Source organism: Actinotalea subterranea, assembly GCF_008364845.1.
Classification (GTDB): domain Bacteria; phylum Actinomycetota; class Actinomycetes; order Actinomycetales; family Cellulomonadaceae; genus Actinotalea; species Actinotalea subterranea.
Map to the genome: position 1 here is coordinate 102421 of NZ_VTTP01000011.1, position 23823 is coordinate 126243.

Consider the following 23823-nt stretch of genomic DNA (forward strand, 5'->3'; position numbering starts at 1 on the left):
TGGACGCGTCGATGAGCCTCCTCAACGAGGTGATCTTCAGGCCGGTCGACGCCGGGTACGCCGAGGCTGCGGCCCGGCCCGCCGTGGCCCGCAGCGTCGGCCAGCGCCGCCTGCGGGCCACCGTGAACCTCGTGGTCGCGGTCCTGCTGGGCGTCGTGACCATGAGCGCCGTGCTGGCCCTGCGCGCGCCGCGCCCCTCCGTGGTCGAGTCGCGGACGCTCCTCGAGGAGCAGATCACGGAGCGTTCGGCCGACGCCGACACGCTCCAGCAGAGCAACGAGGAGCTGTCCGCGGAGATCGCGCGGCGCCAGGAGGAGGCGCTCGTCGGCAAGGACCCGGCGCTGTTCGACGAGCTGCGCCAGCTCGAGCTGCTCTCCGGCTCCGTCGCCGTGGAGGGACCCGGGCTCGTGATCGAGCTCGACGACGCCGAGCCCTCCGACCCGGACGAGATCGATCCCCGGACCCTCGTCCAGGACATCGACCTGCAGATCATCACGAACGGCCTCTGGGCGGCCGGGGCCGAGGCGATCGCGGTCAACGGGCAGCGGCTCACCGCGCTGAGCGCGATCCGGCGCCAGGGCCCGGCCATCCTGGTCGACCTCGCCCCGCTCGTGGCGCCGTACACCGTCGAGGCCGTGGGCGACGTGCAGGCGATGCAGACGGCCTTCGCGCGGAGCGTCGCGGCCAACCACCTCACGACCCTCACCGCCAACTACCGGATCCCGACGTCGCTCCGGAGCGCGACGTCGCTCACGCTGCAGGGCTCCGGCACCACCACGCTGCGCTACGCCTCAGTGCCCGACGACGATGTGGCATCGTCTGGGGCCACGGACGACGAAGGGACATCATGATCGCGGTTCTCGGGCTCCTCATCGGGGCCCTGGTCGGGATCTTCCTCGACCCCACCGTCCCCGCAGGGCTCCAGCCCTACCTCCCCATCGCGGTGGTCGCCGCGCTCGACGCGCTCTTCGGCGGCCTGCGGGCGCTGCTCGACGGGACCTTCAACGACCGCGTGTTCCTCGTCTCGTTCCTGTCCAACGTGGTCGTCGCGGCGCTCATCGTCTTCCTGGGCGACCAGCTCGGCGTGGGCACCCAGCTGTCGACCGCGGTCGTCGTCGTCCTGGGCATCCGGATCTTCTCGAACGCTGCCGCGATCCGTCGCCACCTGTTCAAGGCCTGACATGACCCCCGAGCACAGGATGTCGGCCGAGCCCGACCAACCGGCGGAGCCCCACGACCGCGAGGCGGAGGACATCTCCGAGGGCCAGCACCGCGCTGATGCGGACCCCGGCGCCGGCGACCTCGGGCAGCCGGAGCCCGGTCCGCCTGACCACGCACAGGACGACGCCGCGAGCCCGGCCGGTGACCGCCGGACCGGTCGCGAGCGGCGTGCCGGCGCGGTGCACCGGAGCCCCGCTCCCGTCGACGACGAGCCGCAGGCGGCGGCTCCCCTCGGACGCTCGTGGCGCACCGTCGGGCGCGCTCTCGCGCCACGCCTCACCCGTGCCCAGCTCATGGCGGGCTTCCTCTCCGCCCTGGTCGGGTTCGCGCTCGTCGTGCAGGTGCAGCAGAACCAGGCCGGTGGCCTGTCGACGCTGCGCCAGGAGGAGCTCGTCCGCATCCTGGACGACGTGACGCAGCGCTCGGAGGAGCTCGAGGACCAGGCGGCCGAGCTGCGCGCGCAGCGTGCCGAGCTCGTGACCGGCACCGACACGCAGCGGGCCGCCCGCGAGGCCGCGGCCGCCCGGGCCGAGAGCCAGGGCATCCTCGCCGGCCGTCTCCCGGCCGAGGGCCCGGGCGTCGAGCTCGTGATCCGCGAGCCGGAGGACCGGATCTCGGCCCTGAACCTGTTCAACGTGCTCGAGGAGCTGCGCAACGCGGGGGCCGAGGCGATCCAGCTGGGTGACCTGCGGATGACCGCGTCGACGTACTTCATCGACACCCCGGGCGGCGTCGAGGTCGACGGGACGGTGCTCCGGGCTCCCTACCGATGGGTCGCGATCGGTGACCCGGAGACGATCGCGACAGCCCTGCGGATGCCCGGCGGCGCCCTTGCGCAGGTGCGTGGCGAGGGCGGGACGAGCGACCTGGAGACACGGGACCTGGTGGAGGTCACCGCCGTCCGTGAGGTCGTGCCGCCCACGTTCGCGACGCCCGTTCCGGCTGCCGAGGATGAGTGAGGGCTGCCGAGGGGTGCCGGGTCCGCATAGGCTGTCCCTGCACGTGGACGTGACCCTGCCTGCTGGCGCCGAGGAGGAACGATGACCGAACGCGAAGCGTCAGAGCAGCGGTGGGCGGCGGCCGACACCACGATCAGCTTCGGTGAGGGCCTGCTCGCCGCCGTCGAGCACGACGTCCCGACGGTCGGACTCAGCGCCGAGGAGCACGCCGCGGTTGCGGCGCTGCCGCCCACGTCAGCACTCCTGATCATGCAGCGGGGGCCGAGCGCGGGAGCGCGCTTCCTCCTCGACGCCGATCGCACGGTGGCGGGTCGCAGCCCTGACGCCGACATCTTCCTCGACGACGTGACCGTCTCGCGCAAGCACGTCGAGTTCGTACGTGAGCACGACGGGTTCCTCGTGCGTGACGTCGGCTCGCTCAACGGCACGTACGTGAACCGGTCGCGCATCGAGCAGGCCGTGCTCAGCTCGGGTGACGAGGTCCAGATCGGCAAGTTCCGGATGACCTTCCACCCGAGCCCGGTGCGGGGTGCCGCCCCGGACCAGGACCGGTGACGCCCGCACCACGCACGGGTTCGGCCCGCGACTCGCGCGCGGTCGACGAGGTCCCGCCCGGCCCTCGGCCCCAGCTCGTGGAACGGTGGCCCCACGGGGTCTCGCGCGAGCCGAGCATGCGGATCTCCGACGTGCTCGCGGACCTCGGGGCGGACTTCCCGACGCTCACGCCGTCCAAGCTGCGGTTCCTCGAGGAGCAGGGCCTGGTCGAGCCGCGCCGCACCGCGGGTGGTTACCGGCAGTACAGCCCGGCCGACGTCGAGCGGCTGCGCTACGTGCTGCGTCAGCAGCGCGACCGCTACCTGCCGCTCCGGGTGATCGGTGAGCAGCTCGCCGCGCTCGACGCCGGGCAGGCGGACGAGGCGCTGACGCCCCGGCTCGCGGCACGTGACGGCGAACGGACCGCACCCGCACCGGTGGGCCGGTACACGGTGGCCTCGCTCGCGCAGGAGACCGGCGTCGCTGTCGAGCTCGTGACGGAGCTGGTCGAGGCAGGCGTCCTGGCACCGAACCGGAGTGGGCACCTGGACCCCTGGGCGGCTGACGTGGTCGTGCTCGCGGCCGCCCTGGCGGAGCACGGCGTCGAGCCGCGCCACCTGAGGTCCTTCCGGGCCGCGGCCGAACGACAGGTGTCCGTCGTCGACCAGATCGTGGCCCCGCTGCGCGGGCAGCGTGCCGTCGCGGCGCAGGCGCTCGCTGCGAGCGTCGCGGCCGAGGTGGGCGAGCTCTGCGGCCAGCTCCACACGACGTTCGTGCGCGCCGGCGTCGCCGACCTCACGCGTTGAACGGTGCCCGCCGCGCGGGACGGGCGGAGCGGCGGACGGCCCGGCCGGCCGGACGTCACGGCCCGTGGTGCCGCCGAGCGGGTGCCGACCCCCGGTCGGGCGACGTAGCGTGGCGGCATGGGTGACGACCTGGTCGAGATGGAGGTCCTCGGGGTGCGCAGGCAGGCGCCCCTCGACCAGGTCGTCGTGCTCCTGCTCGACCTCGTGGGTCGCCGGCTCCTGCCGATCGTCGTCGGCCTCGCCGAGGGGTCGGCGATCGCGACCGCCCAGTCCGGCGTCGTGCCCCCGCGACCGATGGCGCACGACCTGCTCGTCGCGGTGGCCCGTGCACGGGGCGGGGACGTCGCGCACGTGGAGATCGTCGGTCTCGTGGACGGTGTCTTCCACGCGGCGCTCGTGCTCGACACGGGGGAGCGGGTCGACTCGCGCGCGTCCGACGCAGTCGCCGTCGCCGTCCGCGTGGGGTGCCCGGTGCTGTGCGCCCGCGAGGTCCTCGACGAGTCCGCGCTCGAGGTCGAGGAGCACTCTGCGGACGACGAGGTCGAGGAGTTCCGGGCGTTCCTCGACACGGTGAGCGCGGACGACTTCGTCGTGGGGGACGAGGGCGGCGAGGCGCCGGAGCAGCCGTCGTGAGGCAGCGCCGGGCGCCATCCTGAGGTTCAGGTAGAGATTGAGACACGCGGACGCGACACGCCGAGGGCTCTCCCGCGTGGCGTCGTTGACGCCCCCCACCCACGGGCCTAGCGTGACCAGTGAACATCCCGTGCCCTCCGGACCACCCGGAACGGATCCGCAGGTGGATGGACCCGAGGGGAGTGACCGTGAGCGGAAGCGGCGAGACGATGGAGGAGTCCGTCGGCGTACCGCAGCGTGCCCAGGGCCTCCTCTTCGGGGACGAGCTCCCCGACCTCGACACGACGACGGGCTACCGCGGGCCGACGGCCTGCCGTGCCGCGGGCATCACCTACCGCCAGCTCGACTACTGGGCCCGCACGGGTCTCGTCGAGCCGACGATCCGGCCCGCGAGCGGCTCCGGTACCCAGCGCCTCTACAGCTTCCGCGACATCCTCGTGCTCAAGGTGGTCAAGCGCCTGCTCGACACGGGTGTCTCGCTCCAGCAGATCCGCACGGCGGTGGCGCACCTGCGCGAGCGCGGCGTCGAGGACCTTGCCCAGATCACGCTCATGAGCGACGGGGCGAGCGTCTACGAGTGCACCTCAGCCGACGAGGTCATCGACCTCGTCCAGGGCGGCCAGGGCGTCTTCGGCATCGCCGTCGGCCGTGTCTGGCGTGAGGTCGAGGGGACGCTCGCAGCGCTACCCACCGAACGCGCGGACGACGACACGCCTCCGATGACCGCGGACGACGAGCTCGCCCGCCGCCGCCAGGCACGTACCGCCGGCTGAGACCGCAGGGACCGCAGGGGCCGCGGGCGACGCGGCGCTGAGACGGCACAAGACGGCGCACCATCTGGGCCCATCGGCCCTTGTCCTCGCGCGTCATGACCGCGTCCGCCCCCCGGACGACAGGCCCGACCCGGCCCGGAGCCGCTACGGTGCTGCTGCCCCCGTCCGTGATGAGGTGAGTCGTGTTCTCGAAGGTTCTCGTCGCCAACCGCGCTGAGATCGCCGTCCGTGGTTTCCGCGCTGCCTACGAGCTGGGGGCGCGGACCGTCGCGGTGTTCCCGCACGAGGACCGCAACTCCGAGCACCGGCTGAAGGCCGACGAGGCGTACCCCATCGGGGAGCCCGGCCACCCGGTGCGCGCGTACCTCGACATCGACGAGATCATCCGCGTCGCCCGCGAGTCCGGGGCCGACGCGGTGTACCCCGGGTACGGGTTCCTCTCCGAGAACCCCCAGCTCGCCCGCGCGTGCGCCGAGGCCGGCATCGCGTTCGTCGGCCCCCCCGCGGAGGTCCTCGAGCTCGCCGGCAACAAGGTCAGCGCGCTGCGTGCGGCCCGCGCCGCGGGCATCCCCGTGCTCGCGTCGTCCGACCCGTCCGACGACGTCGCGACCCTGCTCCAGGCAGCCGACGAGATCGGCTTCCCCCTGTTCGTCAAGGCAGTGGCCGGCGGTGGCGGGCGCGGGATGCGTCGTGTCGACGCCCGTGACGACCTCGAGGGCGCCCTGTCCGCCGCGATGCGCGAGGCCGACAGCGCGTTCGGCGACCCGACCGTGTTCCTCGAGCAGGCCGTGCTCCGGCCGAGGCACATCGAGGTGCAGATCCTCGCCGACGCCAGCGGCGACGTCGTGCACCTCTACGAGCGGGACTGCTCCGTGCAGCGGCGGCACCAGAAGGTCATCGAGATCGCGCCCGCGCCGAACCTCGACCCCGCGCTGCGGGAGGCGCTGTGCCGCGACGCCGTCACCTTCGCGCGCAGCATCGGCTACGTGAACGCCGGGACCGTGGAGTTCCTCGTCGACACGATGGGCGAGCGGGCCGGGACGCACGTCTTCATCGAGATGAACCCGCGCATCCAGGTCGAGCACACCGTGACCGAGGAGGTCACGGACATCGACCTCGTGTCCTCGCAGATGCGGATCGCCGCGGGGGAGAGCCTGGCCGACCTCGGCATCACCCAGGACTCCGTGCGCGTCAACGGCGCGGCGCTGCAGACCCGCATCACGACCGAGGACCCGGCGAACGGGTTCCGGCCCGACACGGGCCGCATCGTCGCCTACCGCTCGCCCGGCGGCGCGGGCGTCCGCCTCGACGGCGCCACGGCGAGCGCGGGTGCCGAGGTCAGCGGGCACTTCGACTCGATGCTCGTCAAGCTCACCTGCCGCGGCCGCGACTACCCGACGGCGGTCCGACGCGCCCGCCGCGCGCTGGCTGAGTTCCGGATCCGTGGCATCCGGACCAACATCGGGTTCCTCCAGGCCGTGCTCGCCGACCCGCAGTTCGTCGCCGGCGACCTGTCGACGTCGTTCATCGACGAGCGTCCCGAGCTGCTCGCAGCCAAGGAGAGCGCCGACCGCGGCACCAAGCTCCTGTCCTACCTCGGCGACGTGACGGTCAACCGACCCCACGGGGGCCCGGCCGGCATCCTCGAGCCGCAGCGCAAGCTCCCCGCGGTCGACCTCACGCTGCCGGCACCTGCCGGGAGCCGGCAGCGGCTGCTCGAGCTCGGGCCCGAGGGCTTCGCCCAGGCGCTGCGCCAGCAGACCGCCGTCGCGGTCACCGACACGACCTTCCGTGACGCCCACCAGTCGCTGCTCGCGACGCGCGTGCGCACCTTCGACCTCGTGTCGGTCGCCCCGCACGTCGCACGGGCGACCCCCCAGCTCCTGAGCGTCGAGGCGTGGGGAGGGGCGACGTACGACGTCGCGCTGCGGTTCCTCGGCGAAGACCCGTGGGAGCGGCTCGCCGCCATGCGGGACGCGTTGCCGAACGTCGCGATCCAGATGCTCCTGCGTGGGCGCAACACGGTCGGCTACACGCCGTACCCGACCGAGGTCACGCGCGCGTTCGTCCGTGAGGCCACCGCCACGGGGATCGACGTGTTCCGGATCTTCGACGCGCTCAACGACGTCGAGCAGATGCGGCCCGCGATCGACGCCGTCCGCGAGGTGGGCACGTCCGTCGCCGAGGTGGCGCTCTGCTACACGGGCAACCTGACGGACCCGCGCGAGGACCTCTACACGCTGGACTACTACCTGCGCCTCGCCGAGCGCATCGTCGAGTCCGGCGCGCACGTCCTGGCCATCAAGGACATGGCCGGGCTCCTGCGACCAGCCGCAGCCCGCACCCTGGTGAGTGCGCTGCGCGAGCGCTTCGACCTGCCGGTTCACCTGCACACCCACGACACCGCCGGAGGGCAGCTCGCGACGCTGCTCGCCGCGGCGGACGCGGGAGTCGACGCCGTCGACGTCGCGAGCGCGGCCATGGCCGGCACCACGAGCCAGCCACCCATGTCGGCGCTCGTCGCAGCGCTCGAGCACACCGAGCGCGACACGGGTCTGGACCTGCAGGCCGTGTGCGACCTCGAGCCGTACTGGGAGGCCGTGCGACGTATCTACGCACCGTTCGAGTCCGGCCTGCCCGGACCGACGGGACGCGTCTACGACCACGAGATCCCCGGCGGGCAGCTGTCCAACCTGCGCCAGCAGGCCATCGCGCTGGGCCTGGGCGACCGGTTCGAGCAGATCGAGGCCATGTACGCGGCCGCCGACCGGCTGCTCGGTCGCCTCGTGAAGGTCACGCCGTCGAGCAAGGTCGTGGGTGACCTCGCCCTGCACCTCGTGGCTCGCGGCGCCGACCCCGAGCACTTCGCGGCCGAGCCGCAGGAGTACGACATCCCCGACTCCGTCATCGGGTTCCTCGGCGGCGAGCTCGGCGACCCGCCGGGCGGGTGGCCGGAGCCGTTCCGGACCAAGGCGCTCCAGGGCCGCAGCGCGCGCCGCGAGGTGGCCGCCCTCACCGAGCAGGACCGCGCGGAGCTCGACGCGGACTCAGAGACGCGACGGAACCGCCTCAACCACCTGCTCTTCCCCGGGCCGACGAAGGAGCTCGAGCAGGTCCGCGCGACGTACGGCGACACGAGCGTCCTCGACACCAGCCGCTACCTCTACGGCATGCGCCCGGGCACCGAGGTGGAGGTGCAGCTCAAGCGCGGCGTGCGGCTGCTCGTCGGCATGGAGGCCGTCGGCGAGCCCGACGAGCGCGGCATGCGCACCGTCATGTTCACCCTCAACGGGCAGCTGCGGCCGCTCCAGGTCCGTGACCGCACGGTCGAGGTCGACGAGTCCACGGTCGAGAAGGCCGACCCCGGTGCGCCCGGTCAGATCGCGGCGCCCTTCGCCGGTGCCGTGACCCCGCTGGTGCAGGAGGGGCAGCGCGTCGAGGCCGGGCAGGCGGTCGCCACGATCGAGGCGATGAAGATGGAGGCGGCGATCACCACGCCGGTCGCGGGCAAGGTGCAGCGGCTCGCGATCGGTGCCGTCCAGCAGCTCCAGGGCGGCGACCTGGTGCTCGTCGTCATCTGACGGCCCGCGGCACCGGCAGACGACGCACGAGGAGACGACGATGCGACCGGGCGAGGGACGGCTCCTGCTGGCCCTCGGGGCCATACCGGTCGTGGCTGCCGCGTACGTCGTGGCCTTCCCGACGCGTCCCGACTACCCGGGGCACCTGCTGGGCGGCGCAGGGGCGACCCTCCTCCTGGGCGTGCTCGTCGTCCTCGTGCGCCGCCCGCACCCGCTGGTCGTCGTCGGCGTGGTCCTGGTGGCCGTGGGCCTGGGGGCGATGACCGAGCAGACCGTCTTCCGGCTCGCGGAGTTCGACCCCGTCGACCTGGCGAACCAGAGCGTCGGTGCCGGCCTCGCCGGGTTCGCGATCCTCGAGTGCGCCCGGCACCCGCGGTCGTTGGTCGTCGCGTCCGTCGTGGGACTGCTGCTCGTCGTAGCGGGGTTCCGGTATGCGTTCGCCTGAGCCCTCCGACTGGTCCCAGCAGTCGGACGGCTCCCAGCGGTCGCGCGGGTCCCAGCAGTCCGGCTCGTCCCAGCGCCCCCGGTCGTCCCACGGCTCGGTGCGGCTGGCCCTGGCGCTCGTCGCGGCGACGGTCGTCGTGTTCGCCGGCGTCGGTGCCTGGAGCGCCTGGGCGCGGTCGTCGATCCCCATGGCGATCGACGCGGAGGTGACCTCGCTCGAGGTGCGCACCGAGAAGCACCCGGGCGTGGACGACGTCTGGCTCGTGGGCCTCGACGGCGAGACCCATCACCTGGACGCCGCGGTGGCCCGTCGGCTGCCGGTCGGTGCCCGCGTGTCCAAGGACCGGTTCGCACGCGCGATGACCGTCGACGGGGACCGGGTCGAGCTCGCGCCGTCGGACGACGCCGGCGCGATGACCTGGATCAGCGCGGGCACGGCCGCCGTCGCCCTCGGCCTGGCCGGCGCGCTCGGCATCCGCCGCCCGGCGCGCTGAGCGGTGGGGGACGCAGGTACGGTGGTGCCCACCGCGTTGGAGGCCCCATGAGCACCACACCGCCCGCACCTGTCGCAGGACCGGACCCGCACGGCCACCTCGGTGCCGACGTCGAGGTCCCGCACATCGAGCTCGACGAGACGGTGCCCCCGCGCCCCGAGGAGGAGATCGCGGACGCGACGCGCGCGACGGAGCCCGCGTCCTGAGCCGCAGCGTGGCGGACGACCGGGTGCGGGCCCGGAGGTCGACGGGAGCGACCTCGGGCTGAGGGTCGGCGCGTGCGGTCAGCTGTCAGGCGTCGCCCGACGGCGGCAGGTCGGTCCCAGCGGCCAGGTGACGGCGTCGTGCTCGGACCATGGACACGACGCCCGCGCCAACGACCACCACGCCCACGGCGATCATCACGCCGTTGAGCCAGATGCCGCCCTCGCCGAGGTAGGCGCTCATCTGGTAGCCGATGACGACGATGCCGACCACGACCATGAGGGACGGCGACCACCACCAACGGCTGTCGAGCGGCCGGTTGCCCGCCCAGGTCACCCGTTCCTCCGCGCCGGGTGTCGCACCCGCGGGGGAGCCGGCTGCCTCGGTCGGGTCGGGGGAGTCGTGGGGTTCGCGAGCGGCCATGGTGCACAGCCTCCCATGAGGAGCAGCCCGGGACGGCGCCACGAGGCTGGAGCGGGACGTCGCGGGCGCCCGAGCCCACGTGTCGACGACATCCGGCCCGGGGGCCGGAGGTGCCGGGGTGGCGCGCCGACACGCGGCGAGGCGTCGGGCACCATGGTCGGATGCGCGTCGTACGCCTCACCGAGGACGAATGGATCACCCTGCGTGACCTCCGGCTCCGTGCCCTGACGCAGGACCCCGACGCGTTCGGGTCGCAGCTCGGGCGGGAGCAGGGCTTCCGGGAGACGCACTGGCGGATGCGGCTGCGGTCGAGCGCGTGGTTCGCCGGCTACGCCGACGCCGACGAGACCCCGTCGGGCCTGGTCGACGTCATCGAGGAACCGGGAGCCGGGCCGGACGACCGCCACGTGGTCGCGCTGTGGGTGGCTCCAGAGCGACGTCGGCAGGGCCTCGGCGCAACGCTCCTCGACCACGCGTGCCGATGGGCCCAGGCGGACGGCGGCACGACCGTCTCGCTCTGGGTCGCGCAGGACGCCACGACGGCGATCGCGTTCTACAGGGCAGCGGGATTCGTGCCCACGGGCACGGTGATGCCGCACCCGCGGGACGCCTCGCGGCTCGACGAGCGCTGGAGCCGCTCGCTCGGCTGACGCGCGGACGGTCCGCGCCCGTGCACCTCCGGCTAGGTCCGTGCCGCCCGGGCGCCGGTGATCGCGGTGACCAGCCTCGGGACGCCGTCGCCGACGAGGCGCTCCGCGGCGGTCGTGCGGCCCGCGATGGCGAGGACGAGATCGAGCGTGGTCCCTTCGACCACGGCTCCGTCTCCGGAACGGAACGGGCTGTCGGTCGCGACGAGCCTCAGGCCCTTCGACGCCGTCCGGGAGTTCACGGTGAAGTCCTTGCGCGCGAACCCCTCCGCGACGGCCAGGACCGCATCGGCGTCCGGCGCGGTGGTGATCCCGAGTGGCTCGCGGATGTCCGTGGCGTGCACGACGACCTCACCCAGCCATGCCCACAGGTCGCCGGTGGCAGCGACCCGCGAGGTGACGACCGCCCGGAAGCCCGCCAGCGTGTCCGCGGGGGTGGGGCCGCGGTGCTCGGCGAGCCGGCGTTCGTTGTGCACGGCGGCGTCGAACCGGGCGGCGATGATGCTGCGCAGCCACGCCCACCTGCCGACGCTCGCGCCGGCCGTGAGGTGCGCGACGACGTCCTCGACGGTCCAGCGCGTGCAGAGGGTCGGCGCCGCCCACTGGTCGGGCGTCAGTGCCTCGAGATCGGCGACGAGGCGTGCCCGCTCGTCACGGATGGCCTCCCAGTACCGTCCTGGCGTCCATGGCTCCATCGCGCTCTCCTCGTGGTCGTGATCGGGGTGGGCTGGTGATCGGGCGGTCCCGGTGGGGGACGGCTCGGCCTGGTCACGGCGACCGCAGGGGAGTCGCCCGCTGACAGGATGCTACAGATACAGTAGCGCGCGCTACTCCGTGGCGAGTGCGCCGCGGTAGCGTAGGGGCGTGGCGACACGACGGACCTACGCCTCCTACAACGACGGGTGCGCGGCAGCGCACGCGCTCGACCTGATCGGCGACCGGTGGACGATGATCGTCGTGCGGGAGCTCCTGCTCGGGCCGAAGCGCTTCGCACAGCTCCAGCGTGACGTCCTCGGCATCGGCCCGACCGTGCTGACCCAGCGCCTCCAGCACCTCGAGCGCCACGGGATCGCGGTGCGCCACCCGCTGCCGGCACCCGCCGGGGTCGACGTGTACGAGCTCACCGAGCGCGGCCTCGGGCTCGAGTCCGTGAACACCGCCCTCGCGCTGTGGGCGACGTCGTCGCCCGAGCTCCCGCGCGACGCTGACATGAGCCCGGACACGCTCGTCCTGGCGATGCGCGCGCACGCACGGCCCGTGGCCGACCTCGCAGAGCCCGTCGTGGTCGACCTCGGCCTCGTCGACTCGCGCCGGGCGGGAGCGGAGCCCGTCGCGTACCGGGCGACGATCGGGGCGGGGGGCACGAGCGTCACGCGCACCGACGCCCGGACGCCGGCCTCGCGCGCGACCGCCGAGCTCACGGCGCCGACGCGCGCCCTGACCGAGGTGCTGATCGGTGGTCGGCCCTGGACGCAGGCCGACGACGTCGAGGTCACCGGAGACAGCGCCGCCGTCGACGCACTCGTCCTCGCGACGTCCCTGCACGCCTGAGGCGGCCCCGCGCACCCGAGCCGCCGCGCGGCGCGCGGTGCTCACGCCGCGCGGCGCGCGGTCCTCACGCCGCGCGCCGCGCGGGATGGACCGCGTCGCCGAACGGGAACAGCCGACGCAGGAGGACGCGCTGGCCGAACGTCCACCAGACGGTCACGAGCAGGTAGAGGCCGGCGGCCAGGGGAACGACGCACGCGATCGCCGCGGACATGAACTGCAGCACACCCATCACGCCCTGCATCCCGGGCGCGGCGAGCGGGTTGGGGGGAGTGGCGGCCCCGGTCCCACCGGACCCGGTCGCGGGCGGAGCGAGCAGGCCACCGGGTGCCACGGCCCGCCTCGTGAGCTCTCCGACGACCGCGATCGCAGCGACCAGCACCGCGAACACCGCCAGGGTCGGGACGGAGGCGCCTGCGCCGATCGCCTGGGCCAGGCTGGTGCCGAGGGGGACACCCGCGAGCGTCTGCCCGAGGAGGTCGTTGCCGTGCCCGGCGATCTGCTGGTGGATGAACACCGCGTAGATCACGCTGACGACTGGCGCCTGCGCCAGGACGGGCAGGCAGCCCGCGAAGGGCGACGTGCCCTCGTCGGCGTACAGCTGCATCGTCGCTCGCTGCAGCGCCTCCGGGTCCTTCCGGTGCCTGCGTTGCAGCTCCGCGAGACGGGGGGCCAGGCGCGCCCTGGTGCGCTCGGCGCGGGCCTGCGCGATGCCCACGGGGATGAGCACCGTGCGCACCAGGAGCGTCACGAGGATCACGGCGGCAGCAGCGGCGGCGGCGCCCGCCACGGGTTCGAGCAGGTCGGTCAGGGCCATCAGGCCGCGGTAGGTGAGGTCGAGCGCGGCAGCGACGGGGGGCAGGGTGAACGGGTCCATGGGAAGAGTCCTCGGTCGAACGGCTGGGGGTCAGCGTTCGCCGATCGACCCGGGTCGCCGGGGCAGCACGTCACGTCGAGAGCGCTCGACGCGCGCAGCATGAAGGGGGCCTCGGGACCTGGGTGATCAGCCGAGGAGCAGGCCGGGCGCACGCGGCCGGGCACGCCCGGGAGCGTCAGGGTCGCTCTGCGTCGCGAACGGCACGACGCCACAGGCGTCCCGGGAGCGGCTCACGAGCGACGGCGTCGCGCCGAGCACGGCCATGCCTGCGCTGCGCGAGAGCAGCGAGAGGGTCAGGACGACGAGCGTGGTGACACCGACGAGGACCAGCGCCGAGCCGAGGGTGTCGACGCCGAGCGCGACGGCGATCAGTGCCGGGACATCGCGCACGAGCGCGAGAAGGGCGTCGGGCACGTGCGTCCTTCCGTCGGTCCGGCCTGCGATCGGTGCGTGACGCTCAGGCTACGCCGGAACCTGAGCCCCGTGCGCCTGCGAAGCCGCCAGGGGACGGGTCTCAGTGTCGCCACCCGTCCCGAATGACATAATGTCCATTATCGGCAGTCAAGCCCTGGGGCGATCTTTTCGCGTCTGAGGTCGGCGGGATGGGTTCCGCCTCGTCCGCTCGCGGACTTCATCGGGACCGTTGACCTGTGGTGCGAACTGTCGGCCACGGTGCGTGTGCACGTCGCGCACCAGGTGCACTCGCACGCGCTCCCGCTGTACGCGCTGTGGCTGACGGTCACCGCACCTGACGGTGAGGCGCTCGCGCTGCGCGTGTGCTCGGGCTGCGGCGACATGCTCGCGGGCCTCGCGGCTCAGTGGGCGCACGAGCACGAGGGCGCTGCGTGGCGTCGGTACATGACGCGCGGCGATGACGTTCCGCTGGGGTTCGAGTCGGCGGCGGTGGTCTGATGTGGGACGCCGTCGTTCGTGACCCGGCGGTCGACCGGTGGACCACCAACCGGGCCGCAATGGTCCCGCTACCGCCGTTCGCGCCTGCGGTCGGGTTGACCAACCGGGTCCGCCTGGGCGGGGCCGTGCAGAGGATCAAGCATCCCGGCCTCGCGACCTGATACGTCTCTCCCAGCGATGCCCCGAGTGCAACGCTGCGTGGATGGAGACGGCAGACCGTGATAATGCCTCGGACGAGTTCACCACTGGCGTCCTCGACAGCTTCAGGCAGATCTTCTGGGAACCGGAGATCGCGCGCCGGGGCGGTGAAGAAGTGACCGGCCCGCTACGCCGAGCGGTCGCGATCCTGCGGCCCGGTGCGGGCGTCGCTGAGGTACGGCTCAACGACGAGGCGGACCTCGTTGCTCGCGTACGCGTCACTCGCGCAGTTCAGGCCGGCGAACCGATCACCGTCGCGGATGTCGAGGCTCTTGAGGATCTCTGTCCGGCGAACCTCGATCCGGACGCGGGTTGGGCGGCGATGGTCACGTTGCCGAACGGGCACGTGGTCGCTGCCTTCGACTTCCGACGCAACCGCGCCAGGGCGACGGCTCTACTCGACCTTGCGGACCAATACGAGGCGGCGGCGACAGGCGCCCTCGAACGCAGGCATCTGGGCCCAGCCCTCGACGCCGCCTTCACCTGCGCTGAGCTGGCCGTGACGGCGATGATGTTCTTGCAGGACGACGACCCCTTGGGTCCGTCACGGTCACGCCATAGTCGAAGGGTCGGCTGGCTGAGGAACTTCACTCGGCTCGATAACGCACCGCGTGCCTATCACGGGTCATTGGCCCGCCTGGCCGATCTACGGCCGGCTGCCCGTTACGGTAGTCCACCCCTCACGATCACCGAGGAGGATGCCGCCGAACACCTCTCGAACGTTCAGGGTCTACTTGAGCACGCCCGGTTGCGGGTCGGCGAGTTACGCGTGCCTGTTGAGCTGGACGGTGTTCCTCGCCTCGCGGCCACGCCAGAGCCCTGAGCCTCCCCAACCCCCGGGGGTCCCATTTGCCTGACGCTCGCCCGGCCCGGTGTCAGCCCTCTGCGCCAGGATGGGGTCATGAACGATGACGCGGGTGGGTGGACCGACGAAGACGATGCGAGCGTCGAGTACGAGGCGTTGCCAGCCTGGCACCCTTCACTCTTCGTTGACGTCTTCCGCACCGCCCTTGCTACGGAACCAAGCGAGTTGCGGAACGCGTTCCTTGCGCAGGCGTTCGTGACCCCCGAGTCGGTCGAGGCGTGGGGAGACTTCTCGCGTGCCGAAGCGCTGTTCGCCTCGGGGTTGAGGATCAGCATGACCGCGTTCTTCCCATCCGACGATGTCCGCGACGTCGCGTACGTGCGTCTGGTAGAGACCACCGAGCACCGCAGCCCAAGCCTCGCCGACGTGCCCGCGACTGCTCACGCCACGCTCGTCTGGCGCCCCGAGCTCGTGGGAATGCCCGAGAGCAGCTGGCGGATCCACCACCTGGGGTTCCCCGTCGCGCCGGACCTTCTTCCCCGCACCGCCCCCGGCGTAGACCCGAGCAAGCCGGCCTGACCCCGCTCGACTTCACTAGACCAGCGGCTCGGCCACGAGCACCGGCAAGTCGAGGCGGCCGAGTCTCACGCCTAGGAGGAGTGCCGACTTGGGGCCGATGACGATCAGCCCTCGACGAGAGCGTGTCCGGCTCGGACATCCGCGCCGGATGCGGCATCGGAACGCCGCGAGAGGCTAATCGTCTCAACGCGATACGTCTCTGTACCAGTCGATCCGAGGGCCGGACGGCGAGGCGTTCGCGCTGCGCGCGAGTGGCGGCTCGCTCCACACCCCGTGGATCGTCACCGGTAGGTCCGTCAGGTCACCCTTGGCACCTCACCAGTCGGTCACGGCGCGCTCAGAGCTCGCGCAGCATCGTGTCGGAGCCACCGTTGCGGCCGACCCTGACGAATCCGTGCCGCGCGTAGAGCGCGCGGGCGGCGCCGTTCCCGTCCTCGACGCTCAGGCTCAAGGCCCGCCACCCGAGGCCGCGAGCCTGATCGAGGACGCCAGCGAGCAGCGCCGACCCCACACCCCGGCCGTGATGAGGACGGGCCACCGCCATGCCGAGCTCCGGGACGTCGTCCGCGACGTAGCCGTAGCCCGGCGCGGCGGCGGGCAGGGCCCGCGCCCAGACGGCGCCGAGCGGGCCACCGTCGTCGTCGGTCGCGACGAGCCCGCAGTCGTCCGGGCGCTTCCACCCGCCGAGGTAGCGCTCGGTGTGGGCGTCCGCGAGCATCTCCGCTCGGGTGAACCGCGGCGTCCCGTCCCAGTTGAACGCCTCGAGGAGCAGGTCGTAGAGCAGCTCGAGGTCGTCGTCTGTCGCGTCGCGGAGCATCACGGCCGCGATCGTCGCACGATGCAACCGCCGTGCGCCTGTCGTTTGGAGCGCTGCATGTCAGCCGGGGGTCACGCCAGAAGGCGGACCGGCACCGCGAGCTCGACCGCGCGGTGCGACCGATCGCGCTCGACACGATAGACGGGTCGGTCGGTCTGCTCCGCCACCGCCTCCACGAGCAGGCCGTCCCGGAAGAGGACGGCGGCGTGGTCGTCGACCGCGTAGCCGGCCCCGAGCGACCCGTCGCCGACCCATCCCAGGTATTTCTCGCGGCGCCCCGGCTCCCCCAGGTAGTGCGGGCACGCGGACGCACCGATGAACCCGAGCCCGTCAGCCAGCGGCGCGAGCGTGCCGAACGAGTCCGTCGAGGACCCGTCGAACCAGCAGTTCATCCCCGCGCTGATGCCGGCCAGGACGACGCCCCGCGCGGCGGCCTCCGCGAGGACGTCCGGCAGGCCGTGCAGCCGCCAGACCGCGAGCAGGTTCGCGGTCGAGCCGCCGCCTACGTACACCACGTCCTGCTCCAGCAGGACGCTCGGGTCCGTGTAGCCCCACGGGGCGTGACAGAAGAGCGACAGCACAGACGTCTCGGCACGGCCGGCGAACGCCGCCTCGAACCTCTCGCTGTAGCCGTCGGCGTCACCGCTGGCCGTCGGGACGAAGCAGACGCGCGGATGGTCCTTGCCGGTCAACCCCAGCAGGTAGTCGTCGATCGCGGACGTGCCGTCATCGGACATCGAGAAGCCGCCACCACCGAGCGTGAGGACCGTGCCGATCATCCGCGGAGGCTAGCAGCGGCCTGGAAGCCCCGGACGATCTGCGCGACCTGCGCGTGCAGCTCGGCGCTCGGGTCGTCGCCGGTGTGCAGGTCGTTCAGGGGCTCGACCAGCAGGAGGTTGAGGACCGCGAAGACGCTGCGGGCGGCCCGGGCGGCCTCCCGCAGCGTGTCCGGGTCCGGTGACGGCCGGTCGGCCAGCAGCAGCCCGGCGATCCGTGCCTGCAGGTCCGCGACGACGGCCAGCCCCTCGTCGCGGTACCGCTCCCCCGGCGGCCCGAACAGGAGCTCGCGCTGGTAGTCGGCAGACCCCCCAAGGCTGCGGGACCACGTCAGGACGGGCTCGACGAGGGCGTGGACGGCGTCGACGACGTCGGTGTGCCTCCGGGCGGCGAGCGCTCCCCCGTCCACAGCGGCCGTGAACCGTGCGTTGTAGACCATGAGGAACAGCTCCCCCTTGGTCGTCGCGTACCGGAAGAGCGTGCCCGTCCCCACGTCGGCGCGGTCCGCGATCTGCTGGGTCGTGACCCGCTCGAAGCCGTGCTCGGCGAACAACGCCTGCGCAGCGGAGAAGATCCGCTCGTGCTTGTCCTGCTTGGCACGCTCGCGCCGCCCACCCTCGATCGCGGCGGCGTTCATGGCTGCACGAGGACGCGGATCGGGTTGCCCGTCTTGTTCGCAAGGATGTTGATCCCGTCCTGCACCTGCTCGAGCGGGATGATCTGGGAGATCGACTCGGACAGGTCCAGGCGGCCGTAGCTGAGCATCTCGGCGAGCATCGCGATGTCCTGGCTCTTGTAGCCCAGGTGGCCCCGGAGCTGCTTGCGCTTGACGTTGAAGTCGAGAAACGGCCCCGCGTCGATGTTTTGCTCGGACAGGCCGACGCTGACGGCGACGCCACCGACGTCGAGGTGCTCGATGGACTGACGGACGGTCTGCGGGATCCCGACGGCGTCGAACGCGACGTCGATCATCCGACCGCCCGTCGCGTCGTGGATCTTCGCGTGCAGGTCGGGGTCGTCGGCACGGAAGGTGTGGTCAGCACCCAGGCGTGCCGCTCGCTCCAGCGCGGCGTCGTTCAGGTCGACGGCGATGATCGGCACGCCGCCCGCGAGCTTGGCGAGCTGCACCAGGTGGGTGCCGACGCCGCCGACGCCCCACACGCCGACCGCGTTGCCGACGTGCACCTGCGCGGTGCGCACGACGGCGGCGAAGGGCGTGGACACGGCATCCGCGAGGAGCGCGGCCTGCGCCATGTCGACGTTGTCAGGGACCCGCGTCAGGCCCGCGGCCTGCGCCAGGTGGTACTCCGCCCACGCCCCGTCGTAGGCGAATGCCATGAGCTGAAGGTCGTAGCAGTCCGTGAACGCGCCGCGCCGGCACGCCCGGCAGCGTCCGCAGGGACGGCCCGCGGACGGGATCACCCGGTCGCCCTCCGCCCAGCCGTAGACACCGGGGCCGAGCGCGGCGATGGTGCCCGACGCCTCGTGCCCCTGGGTGACCACGGGCAGGGACGACGGGAGGTGACCCTGGATGAGGCTCAGGTCGCTCTGGCAGATGCCGCAGAACGCGACCTTGATCAGCACCTCTCCCGGGCCGGGTACGGGCACCGGGAGCTCCTCGAGGGTGACCTTCCGCGTCCGGCTGTCGAACCGCTCCGCAAGCATGGTGGTTCCCATGCGCCGCTCCTTCGCTGGGGCAGCCCGCCATTGGACTGCGCTCAACTCGGAGCGTACTCCGCTTCTCCGACCACCCCGATGCCCGCGACGGAACCGCGCCGGCCGGGGTCGGCAGCCACCCGCGTCTCGACCGACACCAGCGACAGCGTCACACGGCCGGGAGGCGCAGCCGGGCGCTCGTCCCCTGACCGGGCCGCGACCGCAGCGTGACCGTCCCCCCGTGCCGCTGTGCCACCACGCGCACGAGCGCCAGGCCGAGGCCCGACCCGGGGATGCCGCGCGCCTGCTCACCACGGACGAGCTCGTCGAACACGGCCGCCTGCTCGTGCTCGGGGATGCCGGCCCCGGAGTCGGCCACCTCGACGACCACCACGCCGTCGTCGTCCGAGCCGCGGACCTCGACCGGCGAGTCGGCGGGCGAGAACTTCAGTGCGTTGGCCACGAGGTTGTGGACCGCCAGGTACAGCAGGTCGGCGTCGCCGCGCACGTGCGGCAGCGGCCACGGGGCGCGTGGCAGGGTCACCGTGATCGTCCTCGCGACGCCCGACGCCGCCGCCTGGTCGCCGAGGTCGGCGACTGCGTCCTGCACGACCTGCGCGAGGTCGACGTCCTCCTGGTCGAGCGGGCGGGTCTCGAGCTCGGCGAGCTTCCGCAGCTCCGCGACGAGACCCGAGAGACGCACGGCCTGCTGCTCGAGGGTGTCGTAGGCGCGCGCCTGGCCGGCGTCGAGCAGCGTGCGGTCGGGCGCCACACCGGGCAGTGCGGCACGCATGGCCGTCACCGGGTTCTTCATCTCGTGGTCGAGCCGGAGCAGGAACCGCCGGTGCGCGGCGCGCTCGTCCTCCCGTCCGGCACGCTCGGCGGCGGAGGCCGCGACCGCGACGGCCCGACGTCGACCCCGGGCGAGCGCCGCGCCGGCGAGCGCGGCGGCCGTCACCAGCAGCCCCACCGTCGCGACAGCCACGGGCAGCGGGGCACCGACCACCACCCGCAGGCTGCGACCGGATCCGAGCAACGCGCCGGCGGCGAGCAGCCCCAGGAGCCCGGGCAGGAGGGCGGCGAGCAGCGGGCCCACCCGACGACCACGCGCGTCGCTCACGGCCGCACCCCGCGCTGCACGGCGCCGCAGAACCGGTACCCGAGCGACTGCACGGTCTCGACGTACCGCGGCGCCGCCGCGTCGTCGCCCAGCACGCGGCGGATCTCGGCGACCCGGTGGTCGACGGCGCGGCTGCTCACCGCGAGCTCGAACCCCCACAGCGCCTCGAGGAGCCGCTCACGGGTGTGCAGCTCGTCGGGATGGGTCATGAGGTAGTCGAGCAGAAGCGAGGCCTTCGGGGTGAGCATCACCTCGCGTCCCGCGACCCACACCCGCCGCGCCGTCCGGTCCAGGACCAGGTCACCGCTCACGAGGCGCTCCGCGGACACGAGCGGCGGCTCGCCGGGCACGGCCCGCCGCAGGACCGCCCGGACCCGGGCGTGGAGCTCCTGCGGGTCGAACGGCTTGTTGAGGTAGTCGTCGGCCCCCTCCTCGAGCGCCGCAGACCGCTCCGAGGACTCCCCCACCTGGGTGAGCAGGACCACGGGCGTCCAGTCCCCCGCTGCGCGCAGCCGCCGGACGACCGACCTGCCGTCGAGGCGCGGCATCAGCACATCGCACACGAGGATGTCCGGACGCCACCGTGCGTGCAGGGCCAGCGCGGCCTCCCCGTCGCCGGCGGTCTCGACCTCCATGCCGCTGCGCGTGAGGAACGAGGCGAGCCCGTCGCGGATCGCCTCCTCGTCGTCGACGAGGAGCACGCGTGGGGCAGTCACTGGCTGCCGCCCCAGACCACCAGCCCGGTGAGCGCGAGCAGGACGACCACGTACGCGGCGAGGCTCAGGTACCCCAGGACGAGCCCGACGACAGCCGCTGCCGACCCGCCGTCGCCCCGCTCCCGGATCTGCCGGAGGGCCACGTGGCCGGTGATGATCGGGATCACCGCGAGCCCGCAGAGCCCGAGGACGAGCGTCACGACGGCCAGGGCGTTCGTCGGGCGGGGCGCCGCGTACACGGGCTGGGCCTGCGGGTAGGCGGCGTTCGGGTGGTGCGCGCTCATCGGAGCCTCCTGCTGTGGTCGTGACGGGGTTCGTGGTCCGGCCCGTGGTGCGGGCGCCACCTCACGGCGCGCCCACCACGCCGTAGCTGCTGCCTGCTGCGTCGTCGGTCACCGCGGGGGTGCCGTCCTCCCACGTGACGGTGACGCCCGCGGCGTCGATCGTCACGCTCGTGGCGCTGCGGACCGCGACCTGCGAGCCGGCACCCGTCACGACGAGGTGGGACACGTCGGTGGCGACGACGACGGAGTCCGCCCCGGCGACCGTGAGGGTCGAGCAGCCGTCGGTGATCTCGACGGCCGTCCCCGCGCGGTCGAGGTTCACGTCCCCGTCCTGGCAGGCCGTCTGCCCTGCGACGAGAGCGCGCAGGTCGTCGCGGGACGGCAGGCCCGGGGTACCGTCCGCCATCTCTCCCGCCGCGTCCGCACCGGCCTCCTGCGGCGGCTCGTGCGTGGCCGGGCCCGCAGGCGTCGACCCCCGGCCCGGCTCCTTCTCGCGCGTCGGGGCCGGTGTCGGCGCGTCGTCGTCGACCACCTCGACCGTGCACCCGGCCAGCGTCAGCACGAGCGCACCGGAGACAGCGACGGCCCGCCACCGGGTCACGACGTCACCCCGGGCAGGAGGATCTCGACCCGGCGGTTGAGCTGACGGCCCGCCGGGTTGTCCTCGCCGTCGAGCTCGTTCGGCGCGACCGGCCGGTCCTCGCCGTGGCCGACGACGCTGAAGGCGGTACCGACTCCGCGAGCCGCGAGGTCGTCGGCGACGGCCTGCGCACGGTCCTGCGAGAGCTTCTGGTTGAACTCCGCCGACGACACCGAGTCGGTGTGGCCCTCGACCGAGCCCGCCGGGGCCGCGAGGCCGACCAGCGCCGTGGCGAGGGCGTCGAGGGCGGCGTCCGCGTCCGGTCGGATCTCGGCGGAGCCGAAGTCGAAGAGCACACCGGTGTCGAGCGTGAGCGTCGCACCGCACGACGGCACGGGCGCGATCGTCCCCATCGCAGGGAACGCGCCGAGGCGGGGCACGGGCGGGAGCGGGTCGGCCGGCACGGGGATGCCGTTGACCGTCGCTGTCCCGGTCCCGTCGTTGATCACCGTCAGCCGGCCGTCCGAGTACAGGCCCGTCCCGTCCCCGTAGTTGACGACCTGGGTCTCACCGACGGTGTAGACGCCCGAGCCGTCCCCGTAGTTGACGATCGAGGCGTCGCCGCGGGACCAGCCGCCGGCGCCGTCGGTGTGCACGTACACCTGCGTCGTGCCGTCGTCGTACACGCCCGAGCCGTCGCCGTAGCTGACCACGGAGACGTCGCCCGCCGTGTAGGTCCCGGACCCGTCGCCGTACACCGTGACCGCGACGCCGTTCAGCTCGTAGGTGCCCGAGCCGTCGCCGTAGTTGACGACCGTGCCGTCGGGAGCCGTGAGCACACCTGACCCGTCGCCGTAGGCGAGCAGAGCTCCCCGGTCGATCTCGACCGCGCCTGTCGCGTCGCACCGCGTGGGGGTGACGGTCACGCCGGGGATGTCACCGACGGCCGCGTCGACGTCGAGCGCGAAGCCCGCGAGGGACGCGTCGAGCATCGACAGGTCCGGCATGACGATCAGCGGGACGGGCGGGATCTCCCCCGGCTCGTACCCCGCGACGGCGGGGGCCGTCGGGGTCGCAGGAGCCTCGGGCTCCTCGGCGGTCGCTCGTGCGGTCGGCGACGACGCCGTCTTCTTCGGCTGCGGCGCGTCGTCGGCCGAGGCCGTGCCGCACGCGGTGAGAGCGATCAGGGACACCACGGCCAGGAGGCCTCGACTGCGCTTCGGGGCTGACATGGCAGTCACCGTAGGCGACCGATGATCACGGGAGGTAGCGCCGGTGTCGCAGGGACGTCGCAGTCCTGCGACATGCGGCCCGGTCCTGGTCCCGGCCCGGTCAGGCGCCCCTGACGCGGAAGTACGGCAGGTGGGCGGTCGGCCGGAACCCGACCCGCTCCGCCAGGCGGTACGAGCCCACGTTCTCCGCGCGACAGGACCAGACGGGCGTCAGCCCGGCGTCCAGGACCGCCTCGACCATGCCGGCCGCCGCGGCCGCGGCGAGCCCTCGGCGCCGGAAGGCCGGCAGGGTCTCGATGCCGATCTCGACGTGGTCGTCCCACCGGTAGGAGGCGAACGCGATCGCCCCGACCTGGCCGTCCTTCTCGACCACGACGCCGCCCCCGTGCTGGAGGAACGCGGTCGCGTCGGGCCAGAACGCGGACGGCACGACCGACCCGGGGACAGGGAAGTCCCCGGCGGTCGCGCGACGGCTGCTCCAGCCGGCGTCGCGCGGCTCGTGAGCCGGGCGGGCGCCGCTGCCGTCGGCGTCGAACGCGAAGTTCACGCGCACGTGCCGCACGGTGACGCACGACGAACCCTGCTCGACGGCGTCCAGCGGGACGGCCTCGAGCGCCCGGTCCCAGTCGAGGTCCTGCCATCGAGGCTCGACCTGGATCCACTGGTCGGCCCCGCGCTCCCTGAGCGCGTGGACCCGCGCGACGATCCGCCCGAACGCGTCGCCGACGCCGTCACCCCACACGAGCGACATGCCATAGGGGTGGATCGCGTGGAACGCACGCGGGTGTGCGGGGTCGTCGCACCAGAGCTCGCCGGCGGCGGTGCCGTCGAGCACCGCGCGGGCGAACCCGACGTTGATCGGCACGGCAGCCAACGCGCGCCGCGCAGCGTCGTGGGTCTCGCCGGGCATCTGCTCACACTCCCCGTCACGTCACGCACCGAGCCCTGCACCTCGTTCGGCCAGGCTGGTCGCATGCTGGCACGCCCGCGCGTGATGTCCGTG

30 protein-coding genes are annotated in these 23823 nt (G+C 73.1%); 16 read left to right on the plus strand and 14 right to left on the minus strand.

Translation table 11 applies throughout. The features are described 5' to 3' along the window. The first annotated feature begins 11 nt into the window (after nucleotides 1-11). The 11 genes from FZ988_RS15860 (at nucleotide 12) to FZ988_RS18610 (ending at nucleotide 9651) form a co-directional block, all read left to right on the plus strand. Nucleotides 12-851 (plus strand): DUF881 domain-containing protein, encoded by an 840-nt coding sequence (locus FZ988_RS15860; protein WP_149205006.1) that lies wholly within the window; start codon nucleotides 12-14, stop codon nucleotides 849-851. After that, nucleotides 848-1180 (plus strand): small basic family protein, encoded by a 333-nt coding sequence (locus tag FZ988_RS15865; protein WP_149205007.1) that lies wholly within the window; start codon nucleotides 848-850, stop codon nucleotides 1178-1180. The genes FZ988_RS15860 and FZ988_RS15865 overlap by 4 nt, the downstream gene beginning before the upstream one ends. Before the next feature lies 1 nt (nucleotide 1181). Next, entirely contained in the window at nucleotides 1182-2180 is a 999-nt protein-coding gene (locus FZ988_RS15870; RefSeq protein ID WP_149205008.1) for a DUF881 domain-containing protein, read from the plus strand. Between the two features lie 81 nt (nucleotides 2181-2261). Continuing rightward, complete coding sequence (locus tag FZ988_RS15875) at nucleotides 2262-2735, plus strand: FHA domain-containing protein (protein ID WP_149205009.1); 474 nt, start codon at nucleotides 2262-2264, stop codon at nucleotides 2733-2735. Nucleotides 2736-2851: 116 nt separating this feature from the next. Then, complete coding sequence (ftsR, locus tag FZ988_RS15880) at nucleotides 2852-3520, plus strand: transcriptional regulator FtsR (RefSeq protein ID WP_149205010.1); 669 nt, start codon at nucleotides 2852-2854, stop codon at nucleotides 3518-3520. Between the two features lie 117 nt (nucleotides 3521-3637). Beyond that, the gene (locus FZ988_RS15885; RefSeq protein ID WP_246169563.1) at nucleotides 3638-4153 is read left to right on the plus strand and encodes a bifunctional nuclease family protein; all 516 of its coding nucleotides are present in this window, start codon (nucleotides 3638-3640) and stop codon (nucleotides 4151-4153) included. A 167-nt stretch (nucleotides 4154-4320) separates the two neighbouring features. Then, complete coding sequence (locus FZ988_RS15890) at nucleotides 4321-4926, plus strand: MerR family transcriptional regulator (protein WP_149205011.1); 606 nt, start codon at nucleotides 4321-4323, stop codon at nucleotides 4924-4926. Nucleotides 4927-5108: 182 nt separating this feature from the next. Beyond that, on the plus strand, nucleotides 5109-8507 hold the full coding sequence (locus tag FZ988_RS15895) for a pyruvate carboxylase (protein ID WP_149205012.1): 3399 nt from the start codon (nucleotides 5109-5111) through the stop codon (nucleotides 8505-8507). 40 nt (nucleotides 8508-8547) lie between these two features. Further along, entirely contained in the window at nucleotides 8548-8952 is a 405-nt protein-coding gene (locus FZ988_RS15900; protein ID WP_149205013.1) for a hypothetical protein, read from the plus strand. Beyond that, nucleotides 8939-9445, plus strand: coding sequence for a hypothetical protein (locus FZ988_RS15905; protein ID WP_149205014.1), 507 nt, complete (start codon nucleotides 8939-8941; stop codon nucleotides 9443-9445). Before FZ988_RS15900 ends, FZ988_RS15905 begins: the two co-directional genes overlap by 14 nt. A 47-nt stretch (nucleotides 9446-9492) precedes the next feature. Next, nucleotides 9493-9651 carry a hypothetical protein gene (locus FZ988_RS18610; protein ID WP_188079137.1) on the plus strand — a complete coding sequence of 53 codons (159 nt, stop codon included), beginning with the start codon at nucleotides 9493-9495 and terminating at the stop codon, nucleotides 9649-9651. Nucleotides 9652-9736: 85 nt separating this feature from the next. Here the strand turns inward: FZ988_RS18610 and FZ988_RS15910 are convergent, their stop codons facing one another. Further along, a complete protein-coding gene (locus FZ988_RS15910; protein WP_149205015.1) occupies nucleotides 9737-10072 on the minus strand; it encodes a hypothetical protein in 336 nt (111 codons plus the stop codon). 161 nt (nucleotides 10073-10233) lie between these two features. On the opposite strand from FZ988_RS15910, the gene FZ988_RS15915 reads away from it, so the two are divergent. Further along, complete coding sequence (locus FZ988_RS15915) at nucleotides 10234-10722, plus strand: GNAT family N-acetyltransferase (protein WP_149205016.1); 489 nt, start codon at nucleotides 10234-10236, stop codon at nucleotides 10720-10722. Nucleotides 10723-10754: 32 nt separating this feature from the next. Here FZ988_RS15915 and FZ988_RS15920 read toward each other — a convergent pair whose 3' ends face one another. After that, nucleotides 10755-11414, minus strand: a complete 660-nt coding sequence (locus FZ988_RS15920; RefSeq protein WP_149205017.1) for a maleylpyruvate isomerase family mycothiol-dependent enzyme — start codon at nucleotides 11412-11414, stop codon at nucleotides 10755-10757. A 169-nt stretch (nucleotides 11415-11583) separates the two neighbouring features. Between FZ988_RS15920 and FZ988_RS15925 the strand changes: the two genes are divergently transcribed. Continuing rightward, a complete protein-coding gene (locus tag FZ988_RS15925; RefSeq protein ID WP_149205018.1) occupies nucleotides 11584-12270 on the plus strand; it encodes a winged helix-turn-helix transcriptional regulator in 687 nt (228 codons plus the stop codon). Nucleotides 12271-12334: 64 nt separating this feature from the next. On the opposite strand, the gene FZ988_RS15930 is transcribed toward FZ988_RS15925, so the two are convergent. Next, entirely contained in the window at nucleotides 12335-13144 is an 810-nt protein-coding gene (locus FZ988_RS15930; protein WP_149205019.1) for a YidC/Oxa1 family membrane protein insertase, read from the minus strand. A gap of 126 nt (nucleotides 13145-13270) precedes the next feature. Next, a complete protein-coding gene (locus FZ988_RS15935) occupies nucleotides 13271-13558 on the minus strand; it encodes a DUF6412 domain-containing protein (RefSeq protein ID WP_149205020.1) in 288 nt (95 codons plus the stop codon). A gap of 258 nt (nucleotides 13559-13816) precedes the next feature. Here FZ988_RS15935 and FZ988_RS15940 point away from each other — a divergent pair, with 258 nt between their 5' ends. The 3 genes from FZ988_RS15940 to FZ988_RS15950 all read left to right on the plus strand — a co-directional run bounded on the left by FZ988_RS15940 (nucleotide 13817) and on the right by FZ988_RS15950 (nucleotide 15638). Continuing rightward, nucleotides 13817-14056: a hypothetical protein gene (locus FZ988_RS15940; RefSeq protein ID WP_149205021.1), complete on the plus strand. Its 240-nt coding sequence runs from the start codon at nucleotides 13817-13819 to the stop codon at nucleotides 14054-14056. 202 nt (nucleotides 14057-14258) lie between these two features. Next, nucleotides 14259-15077 (plus strand): hypothetical protein, encoded by an 819-nt coding sequence (locus FZ988_RS15945; protein ID WP_149205022.1) that lies wholly within the window; start codon nucleotides 14259-14261, stop codon nucleotides 15075-15077. Between the two features lie 78 nt (nucleotides 15078-15155). Next, nucleotides 15156-15638, plus strand: a complete 483-nt coding sequence (locus FZ988_RS15950; protein ID WP_149205023.1) for a hypothetical protein — start codon at nucleotides 15156-15158, stop codon at nucleotides 15636-15638. A gap of 337 nt (nucleotides 15639-15975) precedes the next feature. Here the strand turns inward: FZ988_RS15950 and FZ988_RS15955 are convergent, their stop codons facing one another. The 10 genes from FZ988_RS15955 to FZ988_RS16000 all read right to left on the minus strand — a co-directional run bounded on the left by FZ988_RS15955 (nucleotide 15976) and on the right by FZ988_RS16000 (nucleotide 23730). Then, nucleotides 15976-16455 carry a GNAT family N-acetyltransferase gene (locus FZ988_RS15955; RefSeq protein ID WP_246169566.1) on the minus strand — a complete coding sequence of 160 codons (480 nt, stop codon included), beginning with the start codon at nucleotides 16453-16455 and terminating at the stop codon, nucleotides 15976-15978. Between the two features lie 71 nt (nucleotides 16456-16526). Then, a complete protein-coding gene (locus FZ988_RS15960) occupies nucleotides 16527-17234 on the minus strand; it encodes a Type 1 glutamine amidotransferase-like domain-containing protein (protein ID WP_149205025.1) in 708 nt (235 codons plus the stop codon). After that, a complete protein-coding gene (locus tag FZ988_RS15965; protein ID WP_223145165.1) occupies nucleotides 17231-17869 on the minus strand; it encodes a TetR/AcrR family transcriptional regulator in 639 nt (212 codons plus the stop codon). The genes FZ988_RS15960 and FZ988_RS15965 overlap by 4 nt, the downstream gene beginning before the upstream one ends. Next, nucleotides 17866-18909 (minus strand): zinc-binding dehydrogenase, encoded by a 1044-nt coding sequence (locus FZ988_RS15970; RefSeq protein WP_149205026.1) that lies wholly within the window; start codon nucleotides 18907-18909, stop codon nucleotides 17866-17868. Before FZ988_RS15970 ends, FZ988_RS15965 begins: the two co-directional genes overlap by 4 nt. 148 nt (nucleotides 18910-19057) lie before the next feature. Beyond that, nucleotides 19058-20008 carry a sensor histidine kinase gene (locus FZ988_RS15975; RefSeq protein WP_223145166.1) on the minus strand — a complete coding sequence of 317 codons (951 nt, stop codon included), beginning with the start codon at nucleotides 20006-20008 and terminating at the stop codon, nucleotides 19058-19060. Continuing rightward, a complete protein-coding gene (locus FZ988_RS15980; protein ID WP_246169564.1) occupies nucleotides 20005-20724 on the minus strand; it encodes a response regulator transcription factor in 720 nt (239 codons plus the stop codon). Before FZ988_RS15980 ends, FZ988_RS15975 begins: the two co-directional genes overlap by 4 nt. Then, complete coding sequence (locus FZ988_RS15985; RefSeq protein ID WP_149205027.1) at nucleotides 20721-21008, minus strand: DUF4190 domain-containing protein; 288 nt, start codon at nucleotides 21006-21008, stop codon at nucleotides 20721-20723. Before FZ988_RS15985 ends, FZ988_RS15980 begins: the two co-directional genes overlap by 4 nt. Before the next feature lie 61 nt (nucleotides 21009-21069). Then, complete coding sequence (locus FZ988_RS15990) at nucleotides 21070-21609, minus strand: DUF3060 domain-containing protein (RefSeq protein ID WP_149205028.1); 540 nt, start codon at nucleotides 21607-21609, stop codon at nucleotides 21070-21072. Further along, nucleotides 21606-22820: an OmpA family protein gene (locus FZ988_RS15995; RefSeq protein ID WP_188079138.1), complete on the minus strand. Its 1215-nt coding sequence runs from the start codon at nucleotides 22818-22820 to the stop codon at nucleotides 21606-21608. The genes FZ988_RS15990 and FZ988_RS15995 overlap by 4 nt, the downstream gene beginning before the upstream one ends. 100 nt (nucleotides 22821-22920) lie before the next feature. Then, nucleotides 22921-23730 carry a GNAT family N-acetyltransferase gene (locus FZ988_RS16000; protein ID WP_149205029.1) on the minus strand — a complete coding sequence of 270 codons (810 nt, stop codon included), beginning with the start codon at nucleotides 23728-23730 and terminating at the stop codon, nucleotides 22921-22923. Nucleotides 23731-23823 lie beyond the last annotated feature (93 nt).